The organism is Streptomyces massasporeus, assembly GCF_014648995.1.
In the GTDB taxonomy this organism is placed as follows: domain Bacteria; phylum Actinomycetota; class Actinomycetes; order Streptomycetales; family Streptomycetaceae; genus Streptomyces; species Streptomyces massasporeus.
In genome coordinates, this window is the sequence record NZ_BMSE01000005.1 from 1 (window position 1) to 24,617 (window position 24,617).

Here is a 24,617-nt window from a genome sequence, read left to right on the forward strand (position 1 = left end):
CATGGTCACCCTCGCCTGCCTACTGCTCTGGCTGCCCTGACTTTGCGGACACGACCTAGGAGGCGGACAGACGGAAAGACCGTGCGCCCCCGTCCGCTACGGCGGGGGCGCACGGTCGCTTTCCCCGGTCGCCTCCGGGGCGCGCGGGTGAGGGTCAGCCGACGGCCGAGAGCTCCTGCTGTTCGGCCGCGGGCGCACTGCCCGCCTTCCGGGCCCGGAGCGAGCTGCCGAGCAGTACGGCACCCAGGCCGAGAGTCGCCCACCAGGCCAGGGTCAGGGCCGGCCCGGTCGCCGCCGCGCCGTCGAAGTACGACACCGAGCGCAGCAGCGTCGTCCCCGCGCCCGGCGGGAGCCACTGGCCGATCGCACCGGCCGGCTCCGGCAGCATCTGCGGGGCCGAGGTGGCGCCGGAGAACGGGTTGCCGATCAGCATCACCACGGCGGCCCCGATGCCCGTGCCGGCGGGGCCGACCAGGGCGGCGAGTCCGGCGACGGCACCGCCGACGGCCAGTGTGGACAGGCCGAGCACCGACGCCTCCGTCCACCAGTCGCCGCTGAGCGCTCCGAGCCAGCTGTGCGCGATCCCGGCTGCGATCACACCCACCAGGGCGGACGCGCCGAGCAGCGCGATCACGGCCCGGGAGCCGCGCAGCCCCAGCAGGGTGACGACCGCGCCCGCCGCGATGCCGGCCAGGGCGAGCGGCAGTGCGGCGGCATTCAGCACCGCGCCGCGCGGATCACTGGCCGGGGTGGACACGACGTCGACCGTCTTGACCTCTGTGCCCTGGGCGGAGGCCTGTTGGGCCATGGCCTGCTGGAGGAACTGGGCGACGACCGGACTGGCCGCGGAAGCGGTGAGCAGTTCGGGCCCCTGCGGTGTGACCACGACCGCGCCGTACACGCTCCGGTCCTCGATGGCGTCCCGGGCGGCGGCCTCGTCGGCGTAGCGGTGGATCTCGAAGGCGCCCTCGTGTCGCTCCAGTTGCCGCTCGACCTGGGCCGCCGCGGCGGGCGGTCCGGCCACGCCCAGGGGCAGGTCGCGCGGCGCGATGCGGGAGGCCGGCCAGGCGAAGGCCCGCAGGGCGAGGGCGGCCAGGACGGGCACGAGGACGACGACCGCGATCACATGACGGTTGCGGGAAGGCATGAGGGTCTCCTGAAGCGAGCGGGACCGGAAGCGAGCGGGATCCGAGCTAAAAAGAAGGATCGTTCGTTTTGCTGTGTCCTCACCGTGCTCCCGTCGCGGTGTCTTGTCAAGAATGAATATTCGTTTTACGTTGGGGATCATGGCTCGCGTGTCTCAGGAACATCTCGACGCCCGCCGCCGTCAGATCCTCGACGGCGCCGCGCTCTGCTTCGCCCGCAACGGCTTCCACGCCACGTCCATGCAGGACGTGCTGAAGGAGGTCGACCTGTCGGCGGGGGCGGTGTACCGCTACTTCAGCGGCAAGGAGGAGCTGATCGGCGCGATCGTCGCCGAGACGCTCGGTTCCGTCCGGGAGGCCTTCGAGGAGGCGGCGCGGCAGAGCCCGCCCCCGCCGCCGGACGAACTCGTCGCCTCGGTCCTCGGCAGGACGCTCGCCGCCCGTGAGTCCCTGGTCGTCGACGGCCGGCCCGCCTTTCCGCGGCTCGTCATCCAGGTGTGGACGGAGACGCTGCGCAACGAGGAGCTGGCGGCGCTCCTGCGGGAGGGCTACGGCTCGGTCCGCGCGGCCTGGGCGAAGGTCGTCGAGGGGTATCAGGAGGCCGGCATGATGCGGGCGGACGTGGCGCCGGACCATGTGGCCCGCACGATGATCGCCTCCGTGCTCGGGTTCATCGCCCAGCAGTCCCTCTTCGGCCCCGCCCCGGTCGAGGTGCTCCGGGACGGTCTGCGGGCCCTGATGGGCATGCGGGGCGAGGACCCCGGTGGATCACAGCTCGGTTAACGTGCCCGAAACGCGGTCCAATTAGCCTGCCGATCCACGCCACCTGGCACTTTGCCCCGTGGCCGCGGCAACCGGGCCCCGCACGGCCCGGAGCGACGACTGTGAGGTGGGACGTGCAACTGACCCCGCACGAGCAAGAACGGCTGCTGATCCACGTGGCGGCCGACGTGGCCGAGAAGCGCCGGGCCCGCGGGCTGAAGCTCAACCACCCCGAGGCCGTCGCGCTCATCACCTCGCACATCCTCGAGGGCGCCCGGGACGGCCGTACCGTCGCCGAACTCATGTCCTCCGGACGCAAGCTCCTGACCAGGGACGACGTCATGGAGGGCATCCCGGAGATGATCCACGACGTCCAGGTCGAAGCCACCTTCCCGGACGGCACCAAGCTCGTCACCGTCCACGACCCGATCGTCTGACGGGGAGCCGCCGTGATTCCCGGAGAGATCCTCTTCGCCGACGGGCCGATTGCCTACAACGAGGGCCGTGAGGTCGTCCGCCTCACCGTCCTCAACGCCGCCGACCGGCCCGTCCAGGTCGGCTCCCACTACCACTTCGCCGAGGCCAACCCCGGCCTGGAGTTCGACCGCGCCGCGGCGCGCGGCAGGCGGCTCAACGTCGCCGCCGGCACGGCCGTCCGCTTCGAGCCCGGGATCCCCGTCGACGTCGAACTCGTGCCGCTGGCCGGCGCCCGTGTGGTGCCCGGCCTGCGCGGGGAGACCGGAGGTGCCCTCGATGCCTGAGATCTCGCGTGCCGCGTACGCCGACCTGTTCGGCCCGACGACGGGCGACCGGATCCGCCTCGCCGACACCGACCTGCTGGTCGAGATCGAGGAGGACCGCTCCGGCGGCCCCGGTCTCGCCGGTGACGAGGCCGTCTTCGGCGGCGGCAAGGTCATCCGCGAGTCCATGGGCCAGGCGCGGGCCACCCGCGCGGAGGGTACGCCGGACACCGTGATCACCGGTGCGGTGATCATCGACCACTGGGGGATCGTCAAGGCCGACGTCGGCATCCGCGACGGCCGGATCACCGGCATCGGCAAGGCCGGCAACCCCGACACCATGGACGGCGTCCACCCGGACCTGGTCATCGGCCCGGAGACCGAGATCATCGCCGGCAACGGGCGGATCCTCACGGCGGGCGCGATCGACGCGCACGTCCACTTCATCTGCCCGCAGATCGCCGACGAGGCCCTCTCCTCCGGCATCACGACCCTCGTCGGCGGCGGCACCGGCCCCGCGGAGGGCTCCAAGGCCACCACGGTGACCCCCGGCCCCTGGCACCTCGCCCGGATGCTGGAGGCGATGGAGGCCTTCCCGCTCAACATCGGCCTGCTCGGCAAGGGCAACACCGTCTCGCACGAGGCGATGCTGTCCCAGATCCGCGGCGGCGCCCTCGGCCTGAAGCTGCACGAGGACTGGGGCTCGACCCCGGCCGTCATCGACGCCTCGCTGACCGTCGCCGAGCAGACCGGCATCCAGGTCGCCATCCACACCGACACCCTCAACGAGGCCGGATTCGTGGGCGACACCCTGGCCGCCATCGCCGGGCGGGGCATCCACGCGTACCACACCGAGGGTGCGGGCGGCGGGCACGCGCCGGACATCATGACCGTGGTCTCCGAGTCGTACGTGTTGCCCAGCTCCACCAACCCGACCAGGCCGTTCACCGTCAACACCGCCGAGGAACACCTCGACATGCTGATGGTGTGCCACCACCTCAACCCGGCGGTGCCGGAGGACCTGGCCTTCGCCGAGTCCCGGATCCGCCCCTCCACGATCGGGGCGGAGGACGTGCTGCACGACCTGGGCGCGATCTCGATCATCTCCTCCGACTCCCAGGCCATGGGTCGCGTCGGCGAGGTCGTCATGCGCACCTGGCAGACCGCGCACGTGATGAAGCGGCGGCGGGGCGCCCTGCCCGGGGACGGACGCGCCGACAACCGCCGGGTACGTCGCTATGTCGCCAAGTACACGATCAACCCCGCGCTCGCCCAGGGGCTGGCCCGGGAGATCGGATCGGTGGAGAGCGGCAAGCTGGCCGACCTGGTGCTGTGGGAACCGGCGTTCTTCGGCGTCAAGCCGCAGCTCGTCGTCAAGGGCGGGCAGATCGCCTACGCGCAGATGGGCGACGCGAACGCCTCGATCCCCACCCCGCAGCCGATCCTGCCGCGGCCGATGTACGGGGCGATCGGTCGGGCGCCTGCCTCCAACTCCCTCAACTTCGTCGCCCCACTGGCCGTCGAAGCAGGACTGCCGGAGCGGCTGGGGCTCGGCAAGCGGTTCGCGGCGATCGAGTCGACCCGTGGTGTCACCAAGGCCGACATGCGCGAGAACGACGCCCGGCCCGAGGTGCGGGTCGACCCCGACAGCTTCGCCGTGCACATCGACGGGGAACTGGTCGAGGCGGCGCCAGCGGCCGAACTCCCCATGGCCCAACGGTACTTCCTGTTCTGAGGGTGGTCTGATGTCGCGTGCAGCGCTTCTCGTCCTGGCCGACGGGCGGTTTCCCGCCGGGGGGCACGCGCACTCCGGCGGTGCCGAGGCGGCGGTCAAGGCCGGTCGGATCAGTGGGGCGGCGAGCCTGGGGGAGTTCTGCCGGGGGCGGTTGCACACGGCGGGGCTGACGGCGGCGGGACTGTCCGCGGCCGCGGCGCTCGGGATCGACCCCGTCGCGCTGGACCGTGCCGCGGACGCGCGCACGCCGTCGCCCGCGCTGCGGGTCGCCGCGCGGAAGCTGGGACGGCAGCTGCTGCGGGCCGCCCGGGCGACCTGGCCGTCCGCCGAACTGGACGCGCTCGGCAGGGAGTTCCCCAAGGGGGCGCATCAGCCGGTGGTGCTGGGGCTGGCGGCCCGGGCGGCGGGGCTGGGGCCGGTGGACGCGGCGTACTGCGCGGCGTACGAGAGCGTGAGCGGGCCCACGTCGGCGACCGTGCGGTTGCTGAGTCTGGACCCCTTCGACGCGACGCGGGTGCTGGCCCGGCTGGCCCCGGAGCTGGACCGGGTCGCGGACCGGGCGGTGGAGGCGGCCCGGAAGGCGGTCGGCGAGGGGGTCGACGCGTTGCCGGCTGGGTCGGCTCCGCTGCTGGAGATCGGCGCGGAGGTGCATGCGGCCTGGCCGGTGCGGTTGTTCGCGTCGTAGCCACCTTCCGAACGCCGTGCAGACCAACCCTCTCAGGGGCGCGGGGAACTGCGCGACCAGCCCCCACTCACCCGCGCTCCACCCCGTACCCCATCGTCCGCAAAGCCGGGCCCGCCTCACCAGGAGTCGCACATGCACCTCGATCACGCCCACGACACCCCCACCGCCCTCAGCGCGGACGCCCACCGCCCCGACGGCACCCGCAGAGCGCTCCGCATCGGACTCGGCGGCCCCGTCGGATCCGGGAAGACCGCCACCGTCGCCGCGCTCTGCCGGGCGCTCCGGGACGAACTGGCGCTCGCCGTCGTCACCAACGACATCTACACACGCGAGGACGCCGAGTTCCTGCTCCGTGAGGCCGTGCTCCCGCCCGAGCGGATCACCGCCGTGGAGACGGGCGCCTGCCCGCACACCGCGATCCGCGACGACATCTCCGCCAACCTGGAAGCGGTGGAGGACCTGGAGGACGCGGTCGGGCCGCTGGACCTGGTGCTCGTGGAGTCCGGCGGGGACAACCTCACCGCGACCTTCTCCAAGGGGCTCGTCGACGCGCAGATCTTCGTGATCGATGTCGCCGGGGGCGACGACATCCCGCGCAAGGGCGGACCGGGCGTGACCACCGCCGACCTGCTCGTCGTCAACAAGACCGACCTCGCCCCGTACGTCGGCTCCGACCTCGCCCGGATGGCCGCCGACGCCAAGGCGCAGCGCGCCGAACTGCCGGTCGTCTTCCAGTCGTTGCGGAGCGAGGCCGGGGTGGCGGACGTCGCCGCGTGGGTGCGTGCGCAGCTCGCCGCGTGGACCGCGTGAACGTGCGTACCGGGGCCGGGGTGCGGTCCCTCGCGCGGATCGTCGCCCGGGACGACGGGCGCGGCGGGACCTCGCTGCCCGTGCTGGAGAGCGACGGGCCCCTGGCACTGCGGCGCACCCGGGCCACCGGCTCCGAGGCCCGGGTCATGCTGGTCGGCGCGATGAGTGGGCCGCTCGGCGGTGACCACTTCACCGTGGAGGGGCGGGTGGAGGAGGGAGCGCGGCTGTCCGTCGGGTCGGCCGCCGCCACCATCGCGCTGCCCGGGCAGGCGAAGGGCGAGGCCCGCTACGACGTCCGGCTCGACGTCGCCGATCACGGCGAACTGCACTGGCTGCCGGAGCAGTTGATCTCCGCCCAGGGCAGCGACCTGTACGTCACCACCCGCGTCGAGCTCGCGCCCACCGCCCGGTTCGTGCTGCGCGAGGAGCAGGTGCTCGGACGCGTCGGTGAGGAACCGGGGCGCCTCACGAGCCGTCTGACCGTGCGGGTCGCCGGCCAGGCCGTGCTCGACCAGGAACTGGCCTGCGGGCCCGGCGCGCCGGGAGGCTGGGACGGGCCCGCCGTCCTGGCGGGGCATCGGGCCGTCGGACAACTGGTCGTCGTCCGCCCGGAGTTCGCCGCCGAGCCGGTGGCCGCGACGGTGCTGGGGGAGGGGGCCTCGGTCGTACCGCTCGCCGGACCCGCCGCGCTGGTGACCGCGGTGGCGCCGGACGCCCTCAGGCTGCGGCGGCTTCTCGAGGAGGCGTTCGCGTCGCTCCCGCGGGCATAGGCGTCCGTAGAGCAGCACGGCCTCTCCGTTTATCGGATTGGCAAAGAAGGGTGTCCGGCCCTGTTGTCAGGGACCTCACAACAGGAAGGATCCTCCGTACTGATCGCAACGAGGTACGGGGAGGTCCCCCTTGAGGGGTTCGAGACCGAAGAAGCGGGTGGCGGCGCTCGGTTCGGCCGGCGCGCTCGTCACGGCCACGCTGATAGCCGGCGCCGTCGCGGCGCCCACCGCGAACGCGAGCGCGGGCAGCGGTTACGGCCAGGACCGCGAGGCCCGCGGCGCCGCGATCGCCGCCGCCCGGGCCGCGAAGGCCGGAATCGACTGGCAGGACTGCCCCGCCGACTGGAACCTGGCCAAGCCGATCCAGTGCGGATACGTCACCGTGCCGCTCGACTACGCCAAGCCCTACGGCAAGCAGATCAAGCTCGCCGTCGACCGCATCGGCAACACGGGCACCAAGGCCGAGCGACAGGGCGCGCTCCTCTACAACCCCGGCGGCCCCGGCGGCTCCGGGCTGCGCTTCCCGACCCGGGTCACCAGCAAGAACGCCGTCTGGGCCAACGCGGCCAAGGCCTATGACTTCGTGGGCTTCGACCCGCGCGGCGTCGGCAAGTCCGCGCCCATCTCCTGCGTCGACCCGCAGGAGTTCGTCAAGGCGCCCAAGGCCGACCCGGTGCCCGACTCCGAGGCCGACAAGCTCGCCCAGCGCAAGCTGGCCCGCGAGTACGCCGAGGGCTGCCAGGAGCGCAGCGGCGCGATGCTGCCGCACATGACCACGCCGAACACCGCGCGCGACCTCGACGTCATCCGCGCCGCCCTGGGCGAGAAGAAGCTCAACTTCCTCGGCGTCTCCTACGGCACCTACCTCGGCGCCGTCTACGGAACGCTCTTCCCGGGCCACGTGCGCCGCATGGTCGTCGACAGCGTCGTCAACCCCTCCCGCGACAAGATCTGGTACCAGGCCAACCTGGACCAGGACGTCGCGTTCGAGGGCCGCTGGAAGGACTGGCAGGACTGGGTCGCGAAGAACGACGCGACCTACCACCTCGGCACCACCCGCGCCGCCGTCCAGGCGAAGTGGCTGGAGCTGCGCGCCACCGCGAAGAAGAACCCCATCGGCGGGGTCGTCGGCCCGGCCGAGCTCATCTCCTTCTTCCAGAGCGCCCCGTACTACGACTCCGCCTGGGCGTCGACCGCCTCGGTCTTCAGCAAGTACGTCGCCGGCGACACCCAGGCGCTCGTCGACGCCGCCGCCCCCGACCTGTCCGACACGGCGGGCAACGCGTCCTCGGAGAACGGCAACGCCGTCTACACCGCCGTGGAGTGCGCCGACGCCAAGTGGCCCACCAGCTGGCGCAAGTGGGACCGCGACAACACGCGGCTCCACCAGGATCACCCCTTCATGACCTGGGCCAACGCATGGATGAACCTGCCGTGCGCCACCTGGCCGGCCAAGCAGCAGACGCCGGTGAACGTCAAGACCGGCAAGGGCCTGCCCGGTGTGCTCATCGTCCAGTCCGAGCGGGACGCGGCCACCCCGTACGAGGGCGCCGTGGAGCTGCACAAGCGGTTCAAGGGCTCCCGCCTGATCACGGAGAAGGACGCGGGCTCCCACGGCGTCACCAGCCTGGTCAACCCCTGCATCAACCCCCGCGTGGACAGCTACCTGCTCACCGGCAAGCTGGACGGCGCCGACGTGACCTGCGCGCCGCACGCCACGCCGAAGCCGTAGTCGTCACCGACTCCGTTCGGTGGTGAGGGGCGGCCGGGACACCGGCCGCCCCTTCCTCATACCGGCCGGGACGCGAACCAGGCGTCCTCCGCCGGGTAGGCGAAGAGGTCCGGGTAGGCGCGGGCGAGGGTGGGGAACGCCTCCCGCCAGTCCTGGCCGGACAGCCGGCGGACGAGCCACTCGACCGTCTCCGGCAGGCTCTCCGGGTAGGACACGACCGGCCGGTACCCCAGCTCCCGTTCCGCGGCCGACATGTCACACACCACCGGCAGCTCCACCGACCAGGGCGAGCTGCCCACGGAACCCTGCGGCGGCCCGTCCAGCAGGACGGTCTCCCTCTCCACCCCCATGACCGCGTCCACGGCGGCCCCGATCTCCGACACGGCCGGTGGCAGCGGATCGCAGGCGTTGAGCACCCGGGAGCCCGGCCGGGCCGCGGCCAGCCGGATCAGTTCGGCGATGTTGCGTGCCGCCGACGTGTGGAAGAGGCTCTCGCCCCGGAAGGCGAGCACCCTCCTGTGCCGGCCGTCGAGGTTGCGTTTGACGAAGTACAGCTCGCGGGGGAGCGGGCTGTACGGCCCGTGGATCGCGCCCGGGCGCAGTACCGTGGTGGGCAACCGGTCGCCCACCGGGCGGAGTTCACGCTCCAGGGCCACCTTGCGGGTGCTGTACGTGGCGTCCCCCGGCGGGACCGTGACCTGGTCCTCCGCGATCGGCACGGGGTACTGCGGGAGTCCGTCCGGCTCGCCCATGGTGTCGAAGCCGCGGCCCTTGCCGTCCTCGTACACCGACACGGACGACACCACCACGGCCGCGCCGATCCGGTCGGCCAGGCCCGTCAACTGCCGTGCGTGCCGGGCCTCGTAGGCGACCATGTCGACCACGAGGTCGCAGCCGTCACCGATGAGCGCGCCGAGCGCCGCGTCGTCGTCGCGGTCCAGCCGCCGTGTCCGCACCTCGCCGGGCCAGTTCTCGTGCCGGGCACCGCCGCGCGAGGCGGCCGTCACCTCCCAGCCGTCCCGCACCAGCGCCTCCACCGCCGGTTTCCCGATCTGTCCACCCGCCCCGATCACCACAGCACGTCTCATGCAGCGACCGTAGATCGCCGGGGGCGGCCGGGGAACCTGCCTCTGCCGACAGCAGAGCTCACCTGAGGGGCATGCGCCGGAACCTGCGCTCCTTGGTGGCGGCGGCCTCCTCGGCCTTCACCACGGCCGCGTACCGGTCGACGTACTCCTGCTCCGACAGGGAGAGGATGGCGTACATGATCTCGTCGGTGATGGCGCGCAGGATGGCCTTCTCGTTCTCCATGCCTTCGTAGCGGGAGAAGTCCAGGGGCTTGCCGAAGCGGATCACGACGGGGTGGACGTTGGGGATGACCTTGCCGGGCGGCTGTGCCTCGAAGGTGCCGATCATCGCGCAGGGGATCACCGGGACGCCGGCCTTGAGGGCCATGACCGCCACGCCGACCTTGCCCTTGTAGAGCCGGCCGTCGTGCGAGCGGGTGCCCTCGGGGTAGATGCCGAGCAACTCGTCCTTGCTCAGCACGCCGAGGCCCTCGCGGATCGCGGCCTGGCCCGCGTCCTTGCCGGAGCGGTCGACCGGGATCTGCCCCGCGCTGCGGAAGAAGAAGGCCGTCAGGCGGCCCTTGAGGCCCGGGCCCGTGAAGTACTCGGCCTTCGCGAGGAAGGTGATGCGCCGTTTGAGGATCGCGGGCATCAGGAAGTGGTCCGAGAACGACAGGTGGTTCCCGGCGACGATGGCGGCGCCCTCCGAGGGAACGTGCTCCAGGCCCTCGATCCGAGGCCGGAAGACCAGTCTCAGCAGCGGACCCAGCAGTACGTATTTCAGCAGGTAGTAGAACAAAGCGGGCGCTCCTCGACTCTCGCGGTGGACTCAACCGCCGCGTTCCAGCAGGTCAACCGGCATGTCGTGGGGTGCCAGTGTAGGTGCAGGCGCGGCCACCGGGCACCTCGTGCGGGCGGACCGCACAGATCCTTCGCCAACTGACTGATGGTCAGTCAGACGTCGGCGTCCGGTGGTGCTCATGCGGCTGGGGAGGACCACGCGACCAGCGTGCTGCGCCACCCGGGTGACGGGCAAGCCGAACGGGGGGCGTGGCGCGATAGCGGGGGTGCGTGGCGGGCCGGTGGCTCTTGCCGGAGGGCGGCTGCTGTGGGCGGTGGCCCCGGCCGCCGCGACGAGTAACCTGCCAGGCATGCGGATCTCTGTCTCCTCCGACATGGACGAACCGGTCGCCCGCTCCCTCGTGGCCGCCCTGCGCGAGCGGGGGCACGAGGTGCGCCCGCACGGCGCGCTGCGCCCCGACGGCGACCCGCAGTGGGCGGTGTGCTCCGAGGCCGCGGCCCGCGAGGTCGCCGACGGCACGGCCGACCAGGCGGTGGTGTGCTGCTGGACCGGCACGGGTGCCTCGATCGCCGCGAACAAGGTGCCCGGCGTGCGGGCCGCCCTGTGCACGGACGCCTACACGGCCGACGGGGCGCGCCGCTGGAACGACGCCAACGTGCTCGCGCTCAGTCTGCGGCTGACGTCGGAGCCGCTGCTGACGGAGATCCTCGACGCCTGGTTCGCCGGTGAGCCCAGCACGGACGCCGAGGACCGGCAGAACGTCGACCGCGTCCGGCTGCTCGACCACGGAAAGACCCGCATGTAGTCACAGCCGCACGATGATCAGCGCGGTGTCGTCGGTGGCGCCGCCGGGTGGCAGCAACTCCAGCAGAACGGTGTCGGCGAGGGTCTCGGGATCCTGGTCCCGATGGTCGCGCAGGGCGTCGGCGAGCCGTTCCAGACCCTTGTCGATGTCCTCGCGACGCCGTTCGATCAGACCGTCGGTGTACAGCACGAGTGTGGCGCCCGGCGTGAACGTGGTCTCGGCCTGGGGCCGCGGGATCGGGTCCGGACGGGCGTCCAGCGGCGTGTCCGTGGCCTGGTCGAGGAACTCGGTGCGTCCGTCGGCGTGGACGAGCACGGGCGGGGGATGGCCGGCGCTGCTGTACGTGATGACGTGGCGGTCGCAGTCGATGAAGGTCGTCACGGCGGTCGCCGACTCGGCCCCGTCGATCACGTGGGCGTAGCGCCCCAGCACGTCCAGGGCCTGGGCCGGCCCCGCGGCCACCCGGGAGGCCGCGCTGAGCGCACTGCGCAGCTGGCCCATCACCCCGGCCGCCGCCAGCCCGTGCCCCACCACGTCGCCGACCGCCACGCCGATCCGGTCGCCGCCCACCAGATCGACCAGGTCGTACCAGTCCCCGCACACGTTGAGCGCGCCCACGGCGGGGCGGTACCGGACGGCGGCCGGGTGATTGCGGACCTGCCGGGGCGCGGGGAGCATCGCCTCCTGCAAGGCCAGCGCCACCTCCCGCTCCCGGGAGTGCGCCTGGCGCAGCCGCTCGTTGAGTTCCTGCAGCTCTCGGGCGCGCGTGTACAGCTCGGCCTCCAGCACTCTGGCCCGGCCGCCCCGGTTCCCCGGGGAGCCGCCCCGGGCTCGGATCAGCTCCGTGACCTCCTCCACGCGGTGCAGGATCAGCACGACCTTGCCGTCCGAGCCGAGCAGCGGCGCGTTCACCGGGCTCCAGTAGCGCTTCGACCACTCGCCGGGCCGCTCCGGGTCCTCGACGTCGTAGCGCTGCAGGGCCATGGTGTCGCGCTCCCCGGTGGCCAGGACGCGGTACAGCGAGGCCTCCAGATTGCGCATGCCCGTCGCGGCGGCGTCGTTCGGGTTGTCCGGGAAGACGTCGAACAGGTACTTGCCGATGAGCTGCTCGCGCGAGCGGCCGGAGACGCGGACGAACTCCTCGTTGACGTCCGCGTACACGAGCTCGGGTGTCAGGAGCGCCACCATGCCGGGCAGAGCTTTGAACACCGCACCGTAGTCGATCGCCGTCTCCGCCATGGCCGCCGCCTCACCGCTGCCGGGGTCACACCAGTTTCGCACGGTATGAGCGAACCTCAACCGGCTTCAGTCCGGGAGGTCCGCCAGGGCCTGCTCGGCCCAGATGATCTTCCCCTCGGGCACGAAGCGCGTGCCCCACCGCTGCGTGAGCTGGGAGACCAGCAGCAGCCCGCGCCCGCCCTCGTCCGTCGTACGGGGATGGCGCAGATGGGGCGCGGTGGCGCCGCCGTCGAGCACCTCGCAGACCAGAGCACGCTCCCGGATCAGCCGGATCCGGATGGAGCCGGTGGCGTACCGGATGGCGTTGGTGACCAGCTCGCTCACCACCAGCTCCGTGGTGAAGGCCAGCTCGTCCAGGCCCCAGCGCGCCAGCTGCCGGGTGGCCGTGCGACGGGCGTCGGCGACCACGGCCGGGTCCGAGGGCAGTTCCCAGGCCGCGACCTGCTCGCTGCCGAGACGTTTCGTCCGGGCCATCAGCAGGGCCACGTCGTCATAGGGGCGGGCCGGGACCAGCGCGTCGACCACGGCCCTGCAGTACGACTCGAGCGGGCCCGACCGCTGCAGCGCCCGGCGCAGCCGCTCCCGGCCCGCGTCGACGGCCCAGGTCTCGCCCCGGGCCAGCAGCCCGTCGGTGTGCAGCGCGAGCGTGCTGCCCTCCGCCAGGGGCAGCTCGACCGCCTCGAACGGCGGGCCGCCCACGCCGAGCGGCGGCCCCTGCGGAAGATCGACGAACACGACCGAGCGGTCGGGCATCACCACGGCCGGGGCCGGATGCCCCGCCGCGGCCATCGAACACCCGCCGTCGACCGGGTCGTAGACGACGTACAGGCACCCGGAGCCCACGCCTGGCGTGCCCGCGGAGCCCGCCGCCCCGGGCTCCGCACCCTCCTCCCGCGCCGACCGCGCCACCAGGTCGTCGAGGTGCGCCAGCACCTCCTCGGGCGGCAGATCCAGAGCCGCCAGGGTCCGTACGGCGGTCCGCAGCTGTCCCATGGCCGCGGCGGCGTCGATGCCGTGACCGGGCACCTCGCCCACGACCAGCGCGACGCGCGCCCCGGACAGCGGGATGAGGTCGTACCAGTCGCCGCCGAGACCGGTCAGCTCGTCGGCCGGCCGGTAGCACGCGGCCACCTCGACGGCGTCCTGCTCGGGCAGCCGGTGGGGGAGCAGACTGCGCTGCAGGACGAGCGCGGCGTCCCGCTCACGGGTGTAGCGGCGGGCGTTGTCCACGCAGACGGCCGCGCGGGCGACGAGATCCTCCGCCAGCCGCAAGTCCTCCTCGTCGAAGAACTCCCGGTCCTGGCGCCGGTAGAACGTCGTGATGCCCAGGGTGATGCCACGCGAACGGATCGGCACGGTCATCACGCTGTGCAGTCCCAGCTCCCGGAACGTGGCCCGGCGGCCGCTCGGGGTGTCCGTGGTCCAGTCCCGGGTCAGCGGGTCGAGCCGCTCCGCGCGCCAGGACCGTCCCGTGGCCAGACAGCGGAAGGGCGGCGTTCCGGCCCGGAAGGCGACCACCTCGCCGATCTCGATGACGGCTTCCGCGAGGTCCTGCACGGACCGGTAGCCGGCGCGGCGCAGCTCCACCGGCTCCTCCGAGTCCGCGAGCGGGCCGGGGGCCGGCTCGGCGCCCCGTAGCACCGACTCCAGCAGGTCCACGGTGACGAAGTCGGCCAGCCCCGGCACGGCCACGTCCGCGAGTTCCTGCGCGGTGCGCATGAGGTCCAGGCTGCGGCCGATGCTCTCGCCGGCCCGGTCGAGCAGCGCCAGCCGCTGCCGCGCACGGTGCCGGTCGGTCATGTCCACGACCGTGTAGTACACGCCGATCGGATGGCCCCGGTCGTCCTCGAGCCGGGTGAACGACAGCATGTGCGCCGTCTCGCGCAACGGGGCCGAGCGCACGTGACCCACGTGCTCGTAGCCGACCACCGCCTCGCCGGTCTCCAGCACGTGCCGCATCTGTGCCTCGACCGCCTGCCCGTCCATGCCCGGCTGGACGTCCGCGAAGCGCAGTCCGAGCCGTCGTGGCGCCGGGCCGCCGCCGAACTGTTCCAGGGCGGCGTTCGACCACACGAAGCGCAGGTCCGTGTCCACGATGGCGATACCGACCGGGGCGCCCGCCGCCATCTGCTCCAGGACCGTGCGGCTCATGTCCCAGCCGGGGGCGTCCGCCAGCTCCGACAGGAGCATCAACCAGCGCGAGCCGCCGTGCGCCTCCTCGGCCGAGGTGATCCGCGCCGCGACCTTCACGGGGTGCCCGTCCCGGCGGCGGGCCGTGAGCAGTCCCGTCCAGCCACCGTCCCTTCGGCAGCGCTCGACCAGGTCCGGCACGCGCTCGGCGTCCTCGGCGGCCAGCAGGTCGGCCAGCTTCCTGCCGACCGCCTCGGACGCCGGGTACGCGAGCAGCCGCCGGGCACCGCTGGTCCAGCCCGTCACCACGCCCTGTGGATCGAGCAACAGGGGCGCCGCGTCGGCCACGTCGAACCGCTGCCGGGCAACGCCGTACACCTCGTCTGCGCCCACGGCCGACCTCTCTGTCGCTGAGAGTGGTCTACCACCTCTTGCCCCAATCTTCACCCTTCTGGCACCGAGGGGCGGCTTGTGGAGGGCCGGTCGGGGCCGCGGGAGTCGGCTGGGGCGAGGGGGCCGGGTGGGGTGGAGGCATTCCGGTCGGGACGGGGGAGAGGCCAGGGCGTCCGGGCTGAGCAGGCGGCTTGGGCTCGGTGCGGCGGGGGAGCGGCGGCCTGATGCGACCATCCCCTCCGCTTCACCGGTCCTTCGGCCGGTGAAGCGGAGGGGCGCCTCACCCCGGCGCTCCGGCCCCCTGAGGCCGCCCGTACGCCGCAGGCAGGGGCGGCCGGCCCGTGTCGAGCCCTCCGCCCCTGCCCCCGTATCCCGGGCGCCCCCTTACCCCAGCGCCTTCTCCAGCGCCGCGAGTGCCCCCGTCAGTTCCTCGCTCGTGATGGTGAGCGGTGGGGCCAGGCGGATCGTGGAGCCGTGGGTGTCCTTCGCCAGGACTCCCTCCCGCATGAGGCGTTCGCTGATCTCGCGGCCGGTGCCGAGCGCGGGGTCGACGTCGACGCCCGCCCACAGGCCGCGCGAGCGGAACCCGACGACGCCCTTGCCGACCAGCCCCGTCAGGCCGTCGCGCAGGATCACGCCCAGCTCGGCCGCCCGGCGCTGGAACTCGCCCGTCTCCAGCAACTCGACCACCGCCGTACCGACCGCGGCGGCCAGCGGATTGCCGCCGAAGGTCGAGCCGTGCTCACCCGGGTGCAGCACGCCGAGCACCTCCCGGCGCCCGACCACCGCCGACACCGGCACGATGCCGCCGCCCAGCGCCTTGCCCAGCAGCAGCACGTCCGGCACCACCGGCTCGTGCTCGACCGCCAGCGTGCGGCCCGTGCGGCCGAGCCCGGACTGGATCTCGTCCGCGATGAACAGACAGCCCTTGCGGCGGGTCAGCTCCCGCACACCGGCGAGATAGCCGTCGTCGGGAATGATCACCCCCGCCTCGCCCTGGATCGGCTCGATCAGCACCGCCGCCGTCGTCTCGTCGACCGCCGCCTCCATCGCGGCCAGGTCGTTGTACGGCACCACCCGGAAACCCGGCGTGAACGGCCCGAAGCCCGCCCGGGCCGTCTCGTCGGTGGAGAAGCTGACGATCGTCGTCGTACGCCCGTGGAAGTTGTCCGCCGCGACCACGATCGTCGCCCGGTCGGCCGGCACGCCCTTCACGTCGTAGGCCCACTTGCGGGCCACCTTCACGCCGCTCTCCACCGCCTCCGCGCCGGTGTTCATGGGCAGCACCATGTCCATGCCGGTCAGTGCGGCCAGCCGCTCCGCGAACTCGGCGAGCCGGTCGTTGTGGAAGGCACGCGAGGTGAGCGTCAGCCGGTCGAGCTGACGATGGGCCGCCTCGATCAGCGCCGGGTGCCGGTGGCCGAAGTTGAGGGCCGAGTACCCGGCGAGCATGTCGAGGTAGCGCCGCCCCTCCACGTCCTCCACCCAGGTGCCCTCGGCGCGGGCGACGACCACCGGCAGCGGGTGGTAGTTGTGCGCGAGGACCGGCTCCTCCGCGCGGATCAGCTCCTGCGAGCCACGGGTCTCCCGCGAGCCACGGTCCCCCTGCGCGTCCTCGGTGCGGACGGGTGCGGTCATGAGCGGATCTCCCGGATCTCCTGGGTGCAGCACTTGATGCCGCCACCGGCCTTCTGGAACTCGGACAGGTCGACGGGGACGGGGACATAGCCTCGGTCGGAAAGCTGCTCGGCCAGGGCCGTCGCCCCCGGTGAGATGAACACGTGGCGCCCGTCGGAGACGGAGTTGAGCCCGAACGCCATCGCGTCCTCGCGGGTGGCGAGCACCGCGTCCGGGTACAGCCGGGCCAGCACCTCACGACTGCCCGGCGAGAACGCCTCGGGGTAGTAGGCGATGTTCCCGTCGGGCCCCTCGTCGAGGACGAACAGCGCCGTGTCCAGGTGGTAGAAGTACGGATCCACCAGCGTCAGGCTGATCACCGGCGTCCCGAAGTACTCCTGCACCTCGCTGTGGGCCTCCCGGGTCGTACGGAAGCCCGTCCCGGCCAGGATCCAGCGGCCGGCCGGGACCAGATCGCCCTCGCCCTCGCACACCGACTCGGGGTGATACACCTCGTAGCCCTCCGCCTTGAACCACGCCTCGAACGGCACGGACTCGGGACGGCGCTCGGGCGCGTGGAAGAGCGAGCCGAAGACGCGGCCGTCGACGACGACCGCCGCGTTCGCGGCGAACACCATGTCGGGCAGGCCGGGGACGGGTTTCACACTGTCCACGGTATGGCCGTGGACACGGTAGGTGTCGACCAGCGCCTGCCACTGGTCCAGGGCGCGGAGGACGTCGACGGGTTCGTCGGGATGCATCCACGGGTTGATCGCGTACTGCACGGCGAAGTGTCTGGGTTCGCAGACGAGGTAGCGCCGCCGGCGCGGCACACGGGAGTCGGGCACAGAGGGGTCCCTCCGCTTCCTCACGGTGTGTGACTGGTGATTGACACAACGGTAGGAACTGACGGTGGTGCCCGACAAGAAACAAAGATTGCGCGTTCACGCAGGAACGCTGCGTCTTGACGCCGCTCGGCGCACGTCTGCTGCGCCCTACGCGACCCCCTCCGGAGCCGGCTGACTCGCCCCGGCCTCCGGACTCTCCGGCAGCAGATGGGACAGCACCATCACGCTGATCGTCTTCCGGATGAAGGGCTCCTGCCGGATCCGCTCCAGCACCTCCTCGAAGTGCTCCACGTCCCGCGCCCGCACGTGCAGCAACGCGTCCGCGCCGCCCGTCACGGTCATCGCCGCCGCGATCTCCGGGTAGTCGCGCACGACCTCCGCCAGCCGCCGCGGCGGGGCCGCACCCTCGCAGTACACCTCGACGTAGGCCTCCGTGCGCCAGCCCAGCGCCGACGGCTTCACCGTCGCCGAGAACCCGGTGATCACACCGGTCTCGCGCAACCGGTCGACCCGCCGCTTGACCGCCGTCGCCGACAGCCCGATCGCCGTGCCGATCTCCGCGAACGACGTCCTGGCGTTCGCCATCAGTGCCGTGATGATCTTCCGGTCGAGCTCGTCGAACGCCGTGGACCTGCTGCTCATGCGGGCACTGTATCCACCGGCACCCCCGCCCGCGCCCGCCCGGCGCGGGCACCGTGTCCAGCGGATACGTCCACACCCGGCACATGTCCAGACGTACGGATCACCCCTACACTCCGGGTCATGCTGCGCGCCCTGGCTGTCGACGACGAACGCCCCTCCCTGGAGGAACTGCTCTACCTCCTGCACGCCGACCCCCGCATCGGCAGCGCGGAGGGCGCCGGCGACGCCACCGAGGCGCTGCGCCGCATGAACCGCGCCCTGGAGTCCGGCCCCGGCGGGCCCGAAGCCATCGACGTCGTCTTCCTCGACATCCAGATGCCCGGCCTCGACGGCCTCGACCTCGCCCGGCTCCTCACCGGCTTCGCCCGGCCGCCGCTCGTCGTGTTCGTCACCGCCCACGAGGACTTCGCCGTGCAGGCCTTCGACCTCAAGGCCGTCGACTACGTCCTCAAACCGGTCCGCAAGGAGCGGCTCGCCGAGGCCGTCCGCCGGGCCGCGGAACTGCGCGGCGCCGCCCCGCGCATCCCCGTGCACGAACCCGACCCGGACCACCTACCCGTCGAACTCGGCGGCGTGACCCGCTTCGTCGCGGTCGAGGACATCACCCACGTCGAGGCGCAGGGTGACTACGCCCGCCTGCACACCGTCAAGGGCAGCCACCTGGTCCGCATCCCGCTGTCCACCCTGGAGGAGCGCTGGCGCACCCGCGGCTTCGTCCGCATCCACCGCCGCCATCTCGTCGCCCTGCGCCACATCGGCGAACTCCGCCTCGACGCGGGCACCGTCAGCGTCCTCGTCGGCTCCGAGGAGCTCCAGGTCAGCCGGCGCCACACCCGCGAACTGCGCGACCTGCTCATGAGGAGGCCGTGACCGTGCCCCCGGACCACACCGAACGCCGCGTCGTCGTCACCGGCCCGCCCCGGCAGAGCAGCCGGGCCTCCTCCGGCTACTACCGCCCGCGCACCGAGATCGACGAGCAGACCACCCTCGGCCACACCTATGTCCGCTCCCTGATGCGCACCCAACTGCGCGCCGCCCTCACGGTGTTCGCCATCCTCGGCCTGCTCGTCGGACCGCTCCCGCTGCTGTTCGCGGCGATGCCCGACGCCCGCCGCCTGGAATGGGCCGTCCTCGGCTTCGGCCTCTACGCCCCCCTCGTCCTGCTCGCCCGCTGGTACGTCCGCCGGGCCGAGCGCAACGAACGCGACTTCATACGCCTCGTGGAAGACCGCTGAAGCCCCACCGATGAACTCCAGCTACGCCATCCCCGCCGTCGCCCTCGTCGTCGTCGCGACGGTCCTCGTCGGCGCCTTCGGCCTGCGCATCTCCCGCACCACCTCCGACTTCTACGTCGCCTCCCGCACCGTCGGCCCCCGCCTCAACGCCGCCGCCATCAGCGGCGAGTACCTCTCCGCCGCCTCCTTCCTGGGCATAGCGGGACTCGTCCTGGTCCAGGGCCCCGACATGCTCTGGTACCCGGTCGGCTACACCGCCGGCTACCTGGTCCTGCTGCTCTTCGTCGCCGCCCCGCTGCGCCGCTCCGGCGCCTACACGCTCCCCGACTTCGCCGAGGCCCGCCTCGCCTCCCAGGCCGTGCGGCGGCTGGCCGGTGCCTTCGTCGTCGGGGTCGGCTGGCTGTACCTGCTGCCCCAGCTCCAGGGCGCCGGACTGACCCTGACCGTGCTGACCGGGGCGCCCGACTGGCTCGGCGGAGTGATCGTCGCCGTCGTCGTCACCGCCACCGTCGCCGCCGGCGGCATGCGCAGCATCACCTTCGTGCAGGCCTTCCAGTACTGGCTGAAGCTCACCGCCCTGCTCGTCCCCGCCCTGTTCCTGGTCCTCACCTGGCAGAGCGACGGAGCACCCCGGCACGCCTTCGACGAACCGGCCACCTTCCGCGAGCAGCGCGCCGTCCGCGTCGACGACACCGTCGACCTCACCCTCGACCGGCCCCTGAGCGTCATCGTGACCGGCACCGTCGACGGCCGGACGCACCCCGGCACCCGCCTCGAACTCCCCGCCGGCACCCACCGCATCGAAGGCGGCACCCGCCTCACCTTCCCCGCGGGCGCCCCCGTCCCCCGGGCCGAGCGCAGCGGCGGCGGCGACCTCTCCCCGTCCCAGGCCGAGAGCCGCGAGGAACGACCGCTGTACGCCACGTACGGGCTGATCCTCGCCACGTTCCTCGGCACCATGGGCCTGCCGCACGTCGTGGTCCGCTTCTACACCAGCCCGCACGGCGTCGCCGCCCGCCGCACCACCGTCGCGGTCCTCGGTCTGATCGGCGCCTTCTACCTCCTGCCACCCCTCTACGGCGCACTCGGCCGCCTCTACGCCCCTGAACTCACCCTCACCGGCGACCCGGACGCCGCCGTCCTCCTGCTGCCCGACCGCATGATCGGGGGAGTGGGCGGCGACCTGCTGGGCGCACTGGTCGCGGGCGGCGCCTTCGCCGCGTTCCTGTCCACGGCCTCCGGCCTGACCATGGCGGTCGCGGGCGTCCTCACCCAGGACGTCCTGCCCTCCCGGGGCGTACGGCACTTCCGGCTCGGGACGGTCCTCGCCATGGCCGTGCCCCTCGCGGCGAGCGTCCTGGTCGGCGGACTGCCGGTCGCCGACGCCGTCGGGCTCGCCTTCGCCGTCTCGGCGTCCTCGTTCTGCCCGCTGCTCGTCCTCGGCATCTGGTGGCGGCGGCTGACCCCGCCCGGCGCCGCCGCCGGGATGCTGGTCGGCGGCGGCTCCGCCCTGCTCGCCGTCGCCGCGACCATGGCCGGCTACCCGGGCGAGGGCGCCGCCCTGCACGCCCTGCTCGCCTGGCCCGCGCTGTGGTCGGTGCCGCTGGGCTTCCTCACCATGATCCTGGTGTCCCTGGCCACCCCCGGCCGGGTCCCGCCCGGCACCGCGGCGGTCCTGGCCCGGTTCCACCTGCCCGAGGAACTGCGCACGGAGGTGACGGCATGAGCGGGTTCCTGGCGGGCCTGTGCGTCGCCGTCCTCCCGGTGCTCGCCCTGGGAGTCTGGCTCGGCCGCCGCACCGCCCGCGCCAAGAGCCTCGCCGGCCTCGGCACCCCCGTCGAGCACGCCACCTTCGAGACTTTGCACACGGCGTCCCTCGCCGCGCCCCCGCTGCGGTCCGGCCTGACGGAGGAGACCGCCCGCAAGTCCGCCCGCAAACTGCGCTCCCTGCTCGGCACGGACGCCCTCTGCCTCACCGACCGGGGGCAGGTCCTGGTCTGGGACGGCGACGGCGCCCACCACCGCACCGAGATCATGGAACGCCTCGCGGACTCCCTGGAGACCGGCCGCGGCGAGGCCTTCCGGCTCACCTGCGACAGCCTCGACTGCTCGGTGCGCTGGGCGGTCGTCGCCCCGCTCACCGTCGACGACCGGGTGCACGGCGCCCTGGTCGCCTGCGCGCCCCGCGAGTCGGCGGTGCTCGTCCGCGCCGCCGGCGAGGTCGCCCGCTGGGTCTCGGTCCAGCTGGAACTGGCCGATCTCGACCAGTCCCGCACCCGCCTCATCGAGGCCGAGATCAAGGCGCTGCGGGCCCAGATCTCCCCGCACTTCATCTTCAACTCGCTCGCGGTGATCGCCTCGTTCGTCCGCACCGACCCCGAGCGCGCCCGCGAGCTGCTCCTCGAATTCGCCGACTTCACCCGCTACTCGTTCCGCCGGCACGGCGACTTCACCACCCTCGCCGAGGAACTGCACGCCATCGACCACTACCTGGCGCTCGTGCGGGCACGCTTCGGCGACCGCCTGTCCGTGACCCTCCAGATAGCGCCGGAGGTGCTGCCGGTGACCCTGCCGTTCCTGTGCCTGCAGCCGCTCGTCGAGAACGCCGTCAAGCACGGTCTGGAGGGCAAGGCCGTGCCCTCCGGCAAGTGCCACATCCAGATCACCGCCCAGGACGCGGGCGCCGAGGCCCTCGTCGTCATCGAGGACGACGGCGCCGGCATGGACCCCGGCCTGCTGCGCCGCATCCTCGCCCGCGAGGCCAGCCCCTCGGGCGGCATCGGCCTCTCCAACGTCGACGACCGGCTCCGCCAGGTCTACGGCGACGACCACGGGCTCGTCATCGAGACGGCCGCGGGAGCCGGCATGAAGATCACCGTCCGGCTCCCGAAGTACCAGCAGGGTGTGCACTCGGCGGGGCGGCTGACCAGGGAGTGAGCCGCCCCACCGGCCAGGCCGGGCGTGAGCCCCCACCGGTCGGCCGGGCGGCGAGCCCTCAGGTGCTGCGCGTGGTGACCACCAGTCCCAGCGTGATCAGACCCAGCACGACCCAGCCGAACCACAGCCAGCCGTTGCTGCCGAGCGCCACCGTGTAGGCCGTCACCACGACCAGCCCGCCCAGCGTGAGCGCTCCCATGGTCTTCGTGGAGTTGGAACCGTTCGTGGAACCGGGCATCGCAACACCCTCCTCGGGTTCGGTCCCTCCATGGTGCCCGGCGGACGCCCGGCGCGCACGGCCCGTACCGAAGAGGTCTTCAGCGCCCCTGCGTGTTCAGCGAGGCGAGATAGGCGTTGTACGCCTCCAGTTCCTTGTCCCCGTCGCGGTCGGCGGCCCGGTCCGTGCGCTTGGCCTGCCGCTGGTCCGACGCGTACCACTGGAACAGCAGGGCCACCAGCACCAGCACGGAGGGGATCTCGCTGAACGCCCAGGCGATGCCGCCCGCCGCGTTCTGATCGGACAGCGCCTCGATGCCGAGCGAGCCGGGCGGGTTCTTGAACGTCTGGACCATCGGCTCGGACGCCATCATCAGCGCGATCCCGAAGAACGCGTGGAACGGCATGCCCGCGAACAGCTCCAGCATCCGCATCAGGTAGCCCGGGCGGTGCGGGCCCGGGTCGACGCCCATGATCGGCCAGAAGAACACCAGGCCGACGGCGAGGAAGTGCACCATCATCGCGATGTGGCCCGTCCTGGAGCCCATCAGGGTGTCGAAGAGGGGCGTGAAGTACAGCCCGTACAGGCTCGCGATGAACAGCGGGATCGTGAACGCCGGGTGCGTGATGATCCGCATGTACCGGCTGTGCAGGAACATCAGCAGCAGCTCACGCGCCCCCTTGCGCCCCCGCCCGGCCGGCGGCAGCGCCCGCAGTGCCAGGGTGATCGGCGCGCCGAGCAGGATGAGGATGGGCGACACCATGCTGATGACCATGTGCTGCACCATGTGCACGCTGAACATGACCATGCCGTAGTCGTTCAGCCGGGTGCACATCATGAGCACGATGCTCAGCACGCCGATGGTGAAGGCGACCGTCCGCCCCACGGGCCACTTGTCCCCGCGCCGGACGAGCCGCACGACACCCCACCCGTACAGCGCGAGCCCGGCCAGGCAGGCGACGAGAAAGAACGGGTCCGCGGACCACTCCAGCCCTCGCCCCAGCGTGAACGGCGGCAGATCCATGGTCATGCCGTGCCCGCTGTGATCCATTCCGCCGGCTCCTGTTTCGTGGGGGTGTGCAGCAATCTGTCCGCCCACAAGAGTAGAACCGCCCCCGGTCACCACTACGACCGGGGGCGGTCCGTCGTCCCTCAGGGGCGCGGGGAACTGCGCGACAATCCACAGACGACCCGCACCCGGCTGACTACCGCACCCTCAGAGAACGCACTCCGCCTCTTCGTACCGATCGTCAGGAACGGTCTTCAGCGTCTCCACGGCCTCTGCCAGCGGCACCATCACGATGTCGGTCCCGCGCAGCGCGGTCATCTGCCCGAACTCCCCCCGGTGCACGGCCTCCACCGCATGCCACCCGAACCGCGTGGCCAGCACCCGGTCGTAGGCGGTCGGCGTACCGCCCCGCTGCACGTGCCCGAGGATCACCGGCCGGGCTTCCTTCCCCAGCCGTCCCTCCAGCTCCACGGACAGCTGCCGGGCGATCCCGGCGAACCGCTCGTGCCCGTAGATGTCCTTGCCGCCTTCGTCGAACTCCATGCTCCCGGCGCGGGGCTTGGCCCCCTCCGCCGCCACCACGATCGCGAAGCGCTTGCCCGCCTCGAACCGCTCGCCGACCCGACGGGTCAGCTCCTCTATGTCGAAGGGCCGCTCGGGCACCACGATGGCGTGCGCGCCGGCCGCCATGCCTGAGTGCAGCGCGATCCAGCCGGTGTGCCGGCCCATGACCTCGACGACCAGGACCCGCTGGTGGGACTCGGCGGTGGTCTTCAGCCGGTCCAGGGCCTCGGTCGCCACACCCACGGCCGTATCGAAGCCGAAGGTGACGTCCGTGACCGCGATGTCGTTGTCGATCGTCTTCGGCACGCCCACGACGGGCAGACCGCTGTCCGACATCAGCCGGGCGGCCTTGAGCGTGCCCTCGCCGCCTATGGGGATGATCGCGTCGAGGCCGAGCTCCTCGACATGGCCCTTCGCCCGCTCCACACCGTCCCGCAGATGGGAGGGCTGGACCCGGGAGGACCCGAGAATCGTGCCGCCGCGGGCGAGGATGCCACCCACCGCGTCGAGGTCGAGCTTGAGGTAGTCGCACTCCAGGAGGCCCTTCCAGCCGTCCCGGAAGCCGATGACCTCGTCGCCGTGGTCGACGACGGCACGGTGCACGACGGACCGGATGACGGCGTTCAGGCCGGGGCAGTCGCCGCCGGACGTGAGGACACCAATGCGCATAGCCCGAAATACCTTCTCAACGTGGGCCGGGGACCGGACCACGTTGTCCGGCTGGAATCCCCGC

Annotated in this window: 24 protein-coding genes; 13 read left to right on the forward strand and 11 right to left on the reverse strand. The window is 72.4% G+C overall.

Going from position 1 to position 24,617, the window contains the following annotated elements; all coding sequences use genetic code 11:
* Window positions 1–154 precede the first annotated feature (154 nt).
* Window positions 155–1,147, reverse strand: a complete 993-nt coding sequence (locus tag IE153_RS13800; protein WP_189590006.1) for an ABC transporter permease — start codon at window positions 1,145–1,147, stop codon at window positions 155–157.
* Between the two features lie 139 nt (window positions 1,148–1,286).
* Between IE153_RS13800 and IE153_RS13805 the strand changes: the two genes are divergently transcribed.
* The 8 genes from IE153_RS13805 (at window position 1,287) to IE153_RS13840 (ending at window position 8,379) form a co-directional block, all read left to right on the forward strand.
* Entirely contained in the window at window positions 1,287–1,928 is a 642-nt protein-coding gene (locus IE153_RS13805) for a TetR/AcrR family transcriptional regulator (protein WP_189590007.1), read from the forward strand.
* Between the two features lie 113 nt (window positions 1,929–2,041).
* Window positions 2,042–2,344: an urease subunit gamma gene (locus IE153_RS13810; protein WP_010988499.1), complete on the forward strand. Its 303-nt coding sequence runs from the start codon at window positions 2,042–2,044 to the stop codon at window positions 2,342–2,344.
* A gap of 12 nt (window positions 2,345–2,356) precedes the next feature.
* Complete coding sequence (locus IE153_RS13815) at window positions 2,357–2,668, forward strand: urease subunit beta (protein WP_097215330.1); 312 nt, start codon at window positions 2,357–2,359, stop codon at window positions 2,666–2,668.
* Complete coding sequence (locus tag IE153_RS13820; RefSeq protein WP_189590008.1) at window positions 2,661–4,382, forward strand: urease subunit alpha; 1,722 nt, start codon at window positions 2,661–2,663, stop codon at window positions 4,380–4,382. The genes IE153_RS13815 and IE153_RS13820 overlap by 8 nt, the downstream gene beginning before the upstream one ends.
* A gap of 10 nt (window positions 4,383–4,392) precedes the next feature.
* Window positions 4,393–5,067: an urease accessory protein UreF gene (locus IE153_RS13825; RefSeq protein WP_189590009.1), complete on the forward strand. Its 675-nt coding sequence runs from the start codon at window positions 4,393–4,395 to the stop codon at window positions 5,065–5,067.
* A gap of 132 nt (window positions 5,068–5,199) precedes the next feature.
* On the forward strand, window positions 5,200–5,877 hold the full coding sequence (gene ureG, locus IE153_RS13830) for an urease accessory protein UreG (RefSeq protein ID WP_189590010.1): 678 nt from the start codon (window positions 5,200–5,202) through the stop codon (window positions 5,875–5,877).
* Window positions 5,874–6,647, forward strand: coding sequence for an urease accessory protein UreD (locus IE153_RS13835; protein WP_189590011.1), 774 nt, complete (start codon window positions 5,874–5,876; stop codon window positions 6,645–6,647). Before ureG ends, IE153_RS13835 begins: the two co-directional genes overlap by 4 nt.
* A 130-nt stretch (window positions 6,648–6,777) precedes the next feature.
* Entirely contained in the window at window positions 6,778–8,379 is a 1,602-nt protein-coding gene (locus IE153_RS13840; RefSeq protein ID WP_189590012.1) for an alpha/beta hydrolase, read from the forward strand.
* Window positions 8,380–8,435: 56 nt separating this feature from the next.
* Here IE153_RS13840 and IE153_RS13845 read toward each other — a convergent pair whose 3' ends face one another.
* Window positions 8,436–9,467 (reverse strand): NAD-dependent epimerase/dehydratase family protein, encoded by a 1,032-nt coding sequence (locus IE153_RS13845; protein ID WP_189590013.1) that lies wholly within the window; start codon window positions 9,465–9,467, stop codon window positions 8,436–8,438.
* A gap of 58 nt (window positions 9,468–9,525) precedes the next feature.
* Window positions 9,526–10,245: a lysophospholipid acyltransferase family protein gene (locus IE153_RS13850; protein WP_189590014.1), complete on the reverse strand. Its 720-nt coding sequence runs from the start codon at window positions 10,243–10,245 to the stop codon at window positions 9,526–9,528.
* 352 nt (window positions 10,246–10,597) lie between these two features.
* Here IE153_RS13850 and IE153_RS13855 point away from each other — a divergent pair, with 352 nt between their 5' ends.
* Window positions 10,598–11,053: an RpiB/LacA/LacB family sugar-phosphate isomerase gene (locus IE153_RS13855; RefSeq protein WP_189590015.1), complete on the forward strand. Its 456-nt coding sequence runs from the start codon at window positions 10,598–10,600 to the stop codon at window positions 11,051–11,053.
* Here IE153_RS13855 and IE153_RS13860 read toward each other — a convergent pair whose 3' ends face one another.
* From IE153_RS13860 to IE153_RS13880, 5 genes are all read right to left on the reverse strand, one after another.
* Entirely contained in the window at window positions 11,054–12,292 is a 1,239-nt protein-coding gene (locus tag IE153_RS13860; protein WP_189590319.1) for a PP2C family protein-serine/threonine phosphatase, read from the reverse strand.
* Between the two features lie 66 nt (window positions 12,293–12,358).
* Window positions 12,359–14,815 (reverse strand): SpoIIE family protein phosphatase, encoded by a 2,457-nt coding sequence (locus IE153_RS13865; protein ID WP_189590016.1) that lies wholly within the window; start codon window positions 14,813–14,815, stop codon window positions 12,359–12,361.
* 384 nt (window positions 14,816–15,199) lie between these two features.
* Entirely contained in the window at window positions 15,200–16,453 is a 1,254-nt protein-coding gene (gene rocD / locus IE153_RS13870) for an ornithine--oxo-acid transaminase (protein WP_229828986.1), read from the reverse strand.
* Complete coding sequence (gene ddaH, locus IE153_RS13875) at window positions 16,450–17,280, reverse strand: dimethylargininase (RefSeq protein ID WP_189590017.1); 831 nt, start codon at window positions 17,278–17,280, stop codon at window positions 16,450–16,452. Before ddaH ends, rocD begins: the two co-directional genes overlap by 4 nt.
* A gap of 147 nt (window positions 17,281–17,427) precedes the next feature.
* Window positions 17,428–17,922 carry an Lrp/AsnC family transcriptional regulator gene (locus IE153_RS13880; RefSeq protein ID WP_097215318.1) on the reverse strand — a complete coding sequence of 165 codons (495 nt, stop codon included), beginning with the start codon at window positions 17,920–17,922 and terminating at the stop codon, window positions 17,428–17,430.
* A gap of 120 nt (window positions 17,923–18,042) precedes the next feature.
* Between IE153_RS13880 and IE153_RS13885 the strand changes: the two genes are divergently transcribed.
* From IE153_RS13885 to IE153_RS13900, 4 genes are read left to right on the forward strand one after another with little or no spacing between them, the layout of a single operon-like run.
* On the forward strand, window positions 18,043–18,792 hold the full coding sequence (locus IE153_RS13885; protein ID WP_189590018.1) for a LytR/AlgR family response regulator transcription factor: 750 nt from the start codon (window positions 18,043–18,045) through the stop codon (window positions 18,790–18,792).
* Window positions 18,793–18,794: 2 nt separating this feature from the next.
* Window positions 18,795–19,157, forward strand: a complete 363-nt coding sequence (locus IE153_RS13890) for a hypothetical protein (protein WP_189590321.1) — start codon at window positions 18,795–18,797, stop codon at window positions 19,155–19,157.
* A 10-nt stretch (window positions 19,158–19,167) separates the two neighbouring features.
* On the forward strand, window positions 19,168–20,883 hold the full coding sequence (locus IE153_RS13895) for a sodium/solute symporter (protein ID WP_189590019.1): 1,716 nt from the start codon (window positions 19,168–19,170) through the stop codon (window positions 20,881–20,883).
* Window positions 20,880–22,094 (forward strand): sensor histidine kinase, encoded by a 1,215-nt coding sequence (locus IE153_RS13900; protein WP_189590020.1) that lies wholly within the window; start codon window positions 20,880–20,882, stop codon window positions 22,092–22,094. The genes IE153_RS13895 and IE153_RS13900 overlap by 4 nt, the downstream gene beginning before the upstream one ends.
* 58 nt (window positions 22,095–22,152) lie before the next feature.
* On the opposite strand, the gene IE153_RS13905 is transcribed toward IE153_RS13900, so the two are convergent.
* The 3 genes from IE153_RS13905 to IE153_RS13915 all read right to left on the reverse strand — a co-directional run bounded on the left by IE153_RS13905 (window position 22,153) and on the right by IE153_RS13915 (window position 24,553).
* Window positions 22,153–22,332, reverse strand: coding sequence for a hypothetical protein (locus tag IE153_RS13905; protein ID WP_030835374.1), 180 nt, complete (start codon window positions 22,330–22,332; stop codon window positions 22,153–22,155).
* A gap of 79 nt (window positions 22,333–22,411) precedes the next feature.
* Window positions 22,412–23,362, reverse strand: a complete 951-nt coding sequence (locus IE153_RS13910; protein WP_189590021.1) for a cytochrome c oxidase assembly protein — start codon at window positions 23,360–23,362, stop codon at window positions 22,412–22,414.
* 165 nt (window positions 23,363–23,527) lie between these two features.
* Window positions 23,528–24,553 carry a 6-phosphofructokinase gene (locus IE153_RS13915; protein WP_189590022.1) on the reverse strand — a complete coding sequence of 342 codons (1,026 nt, stop codon included), beginning with the start codon at window positions 24,551–24,553 and terminating at the stop codon, window positions 23,528–23,530.
* Window positions 24,554–24,617: the final 64 nt, after the last annotated feature.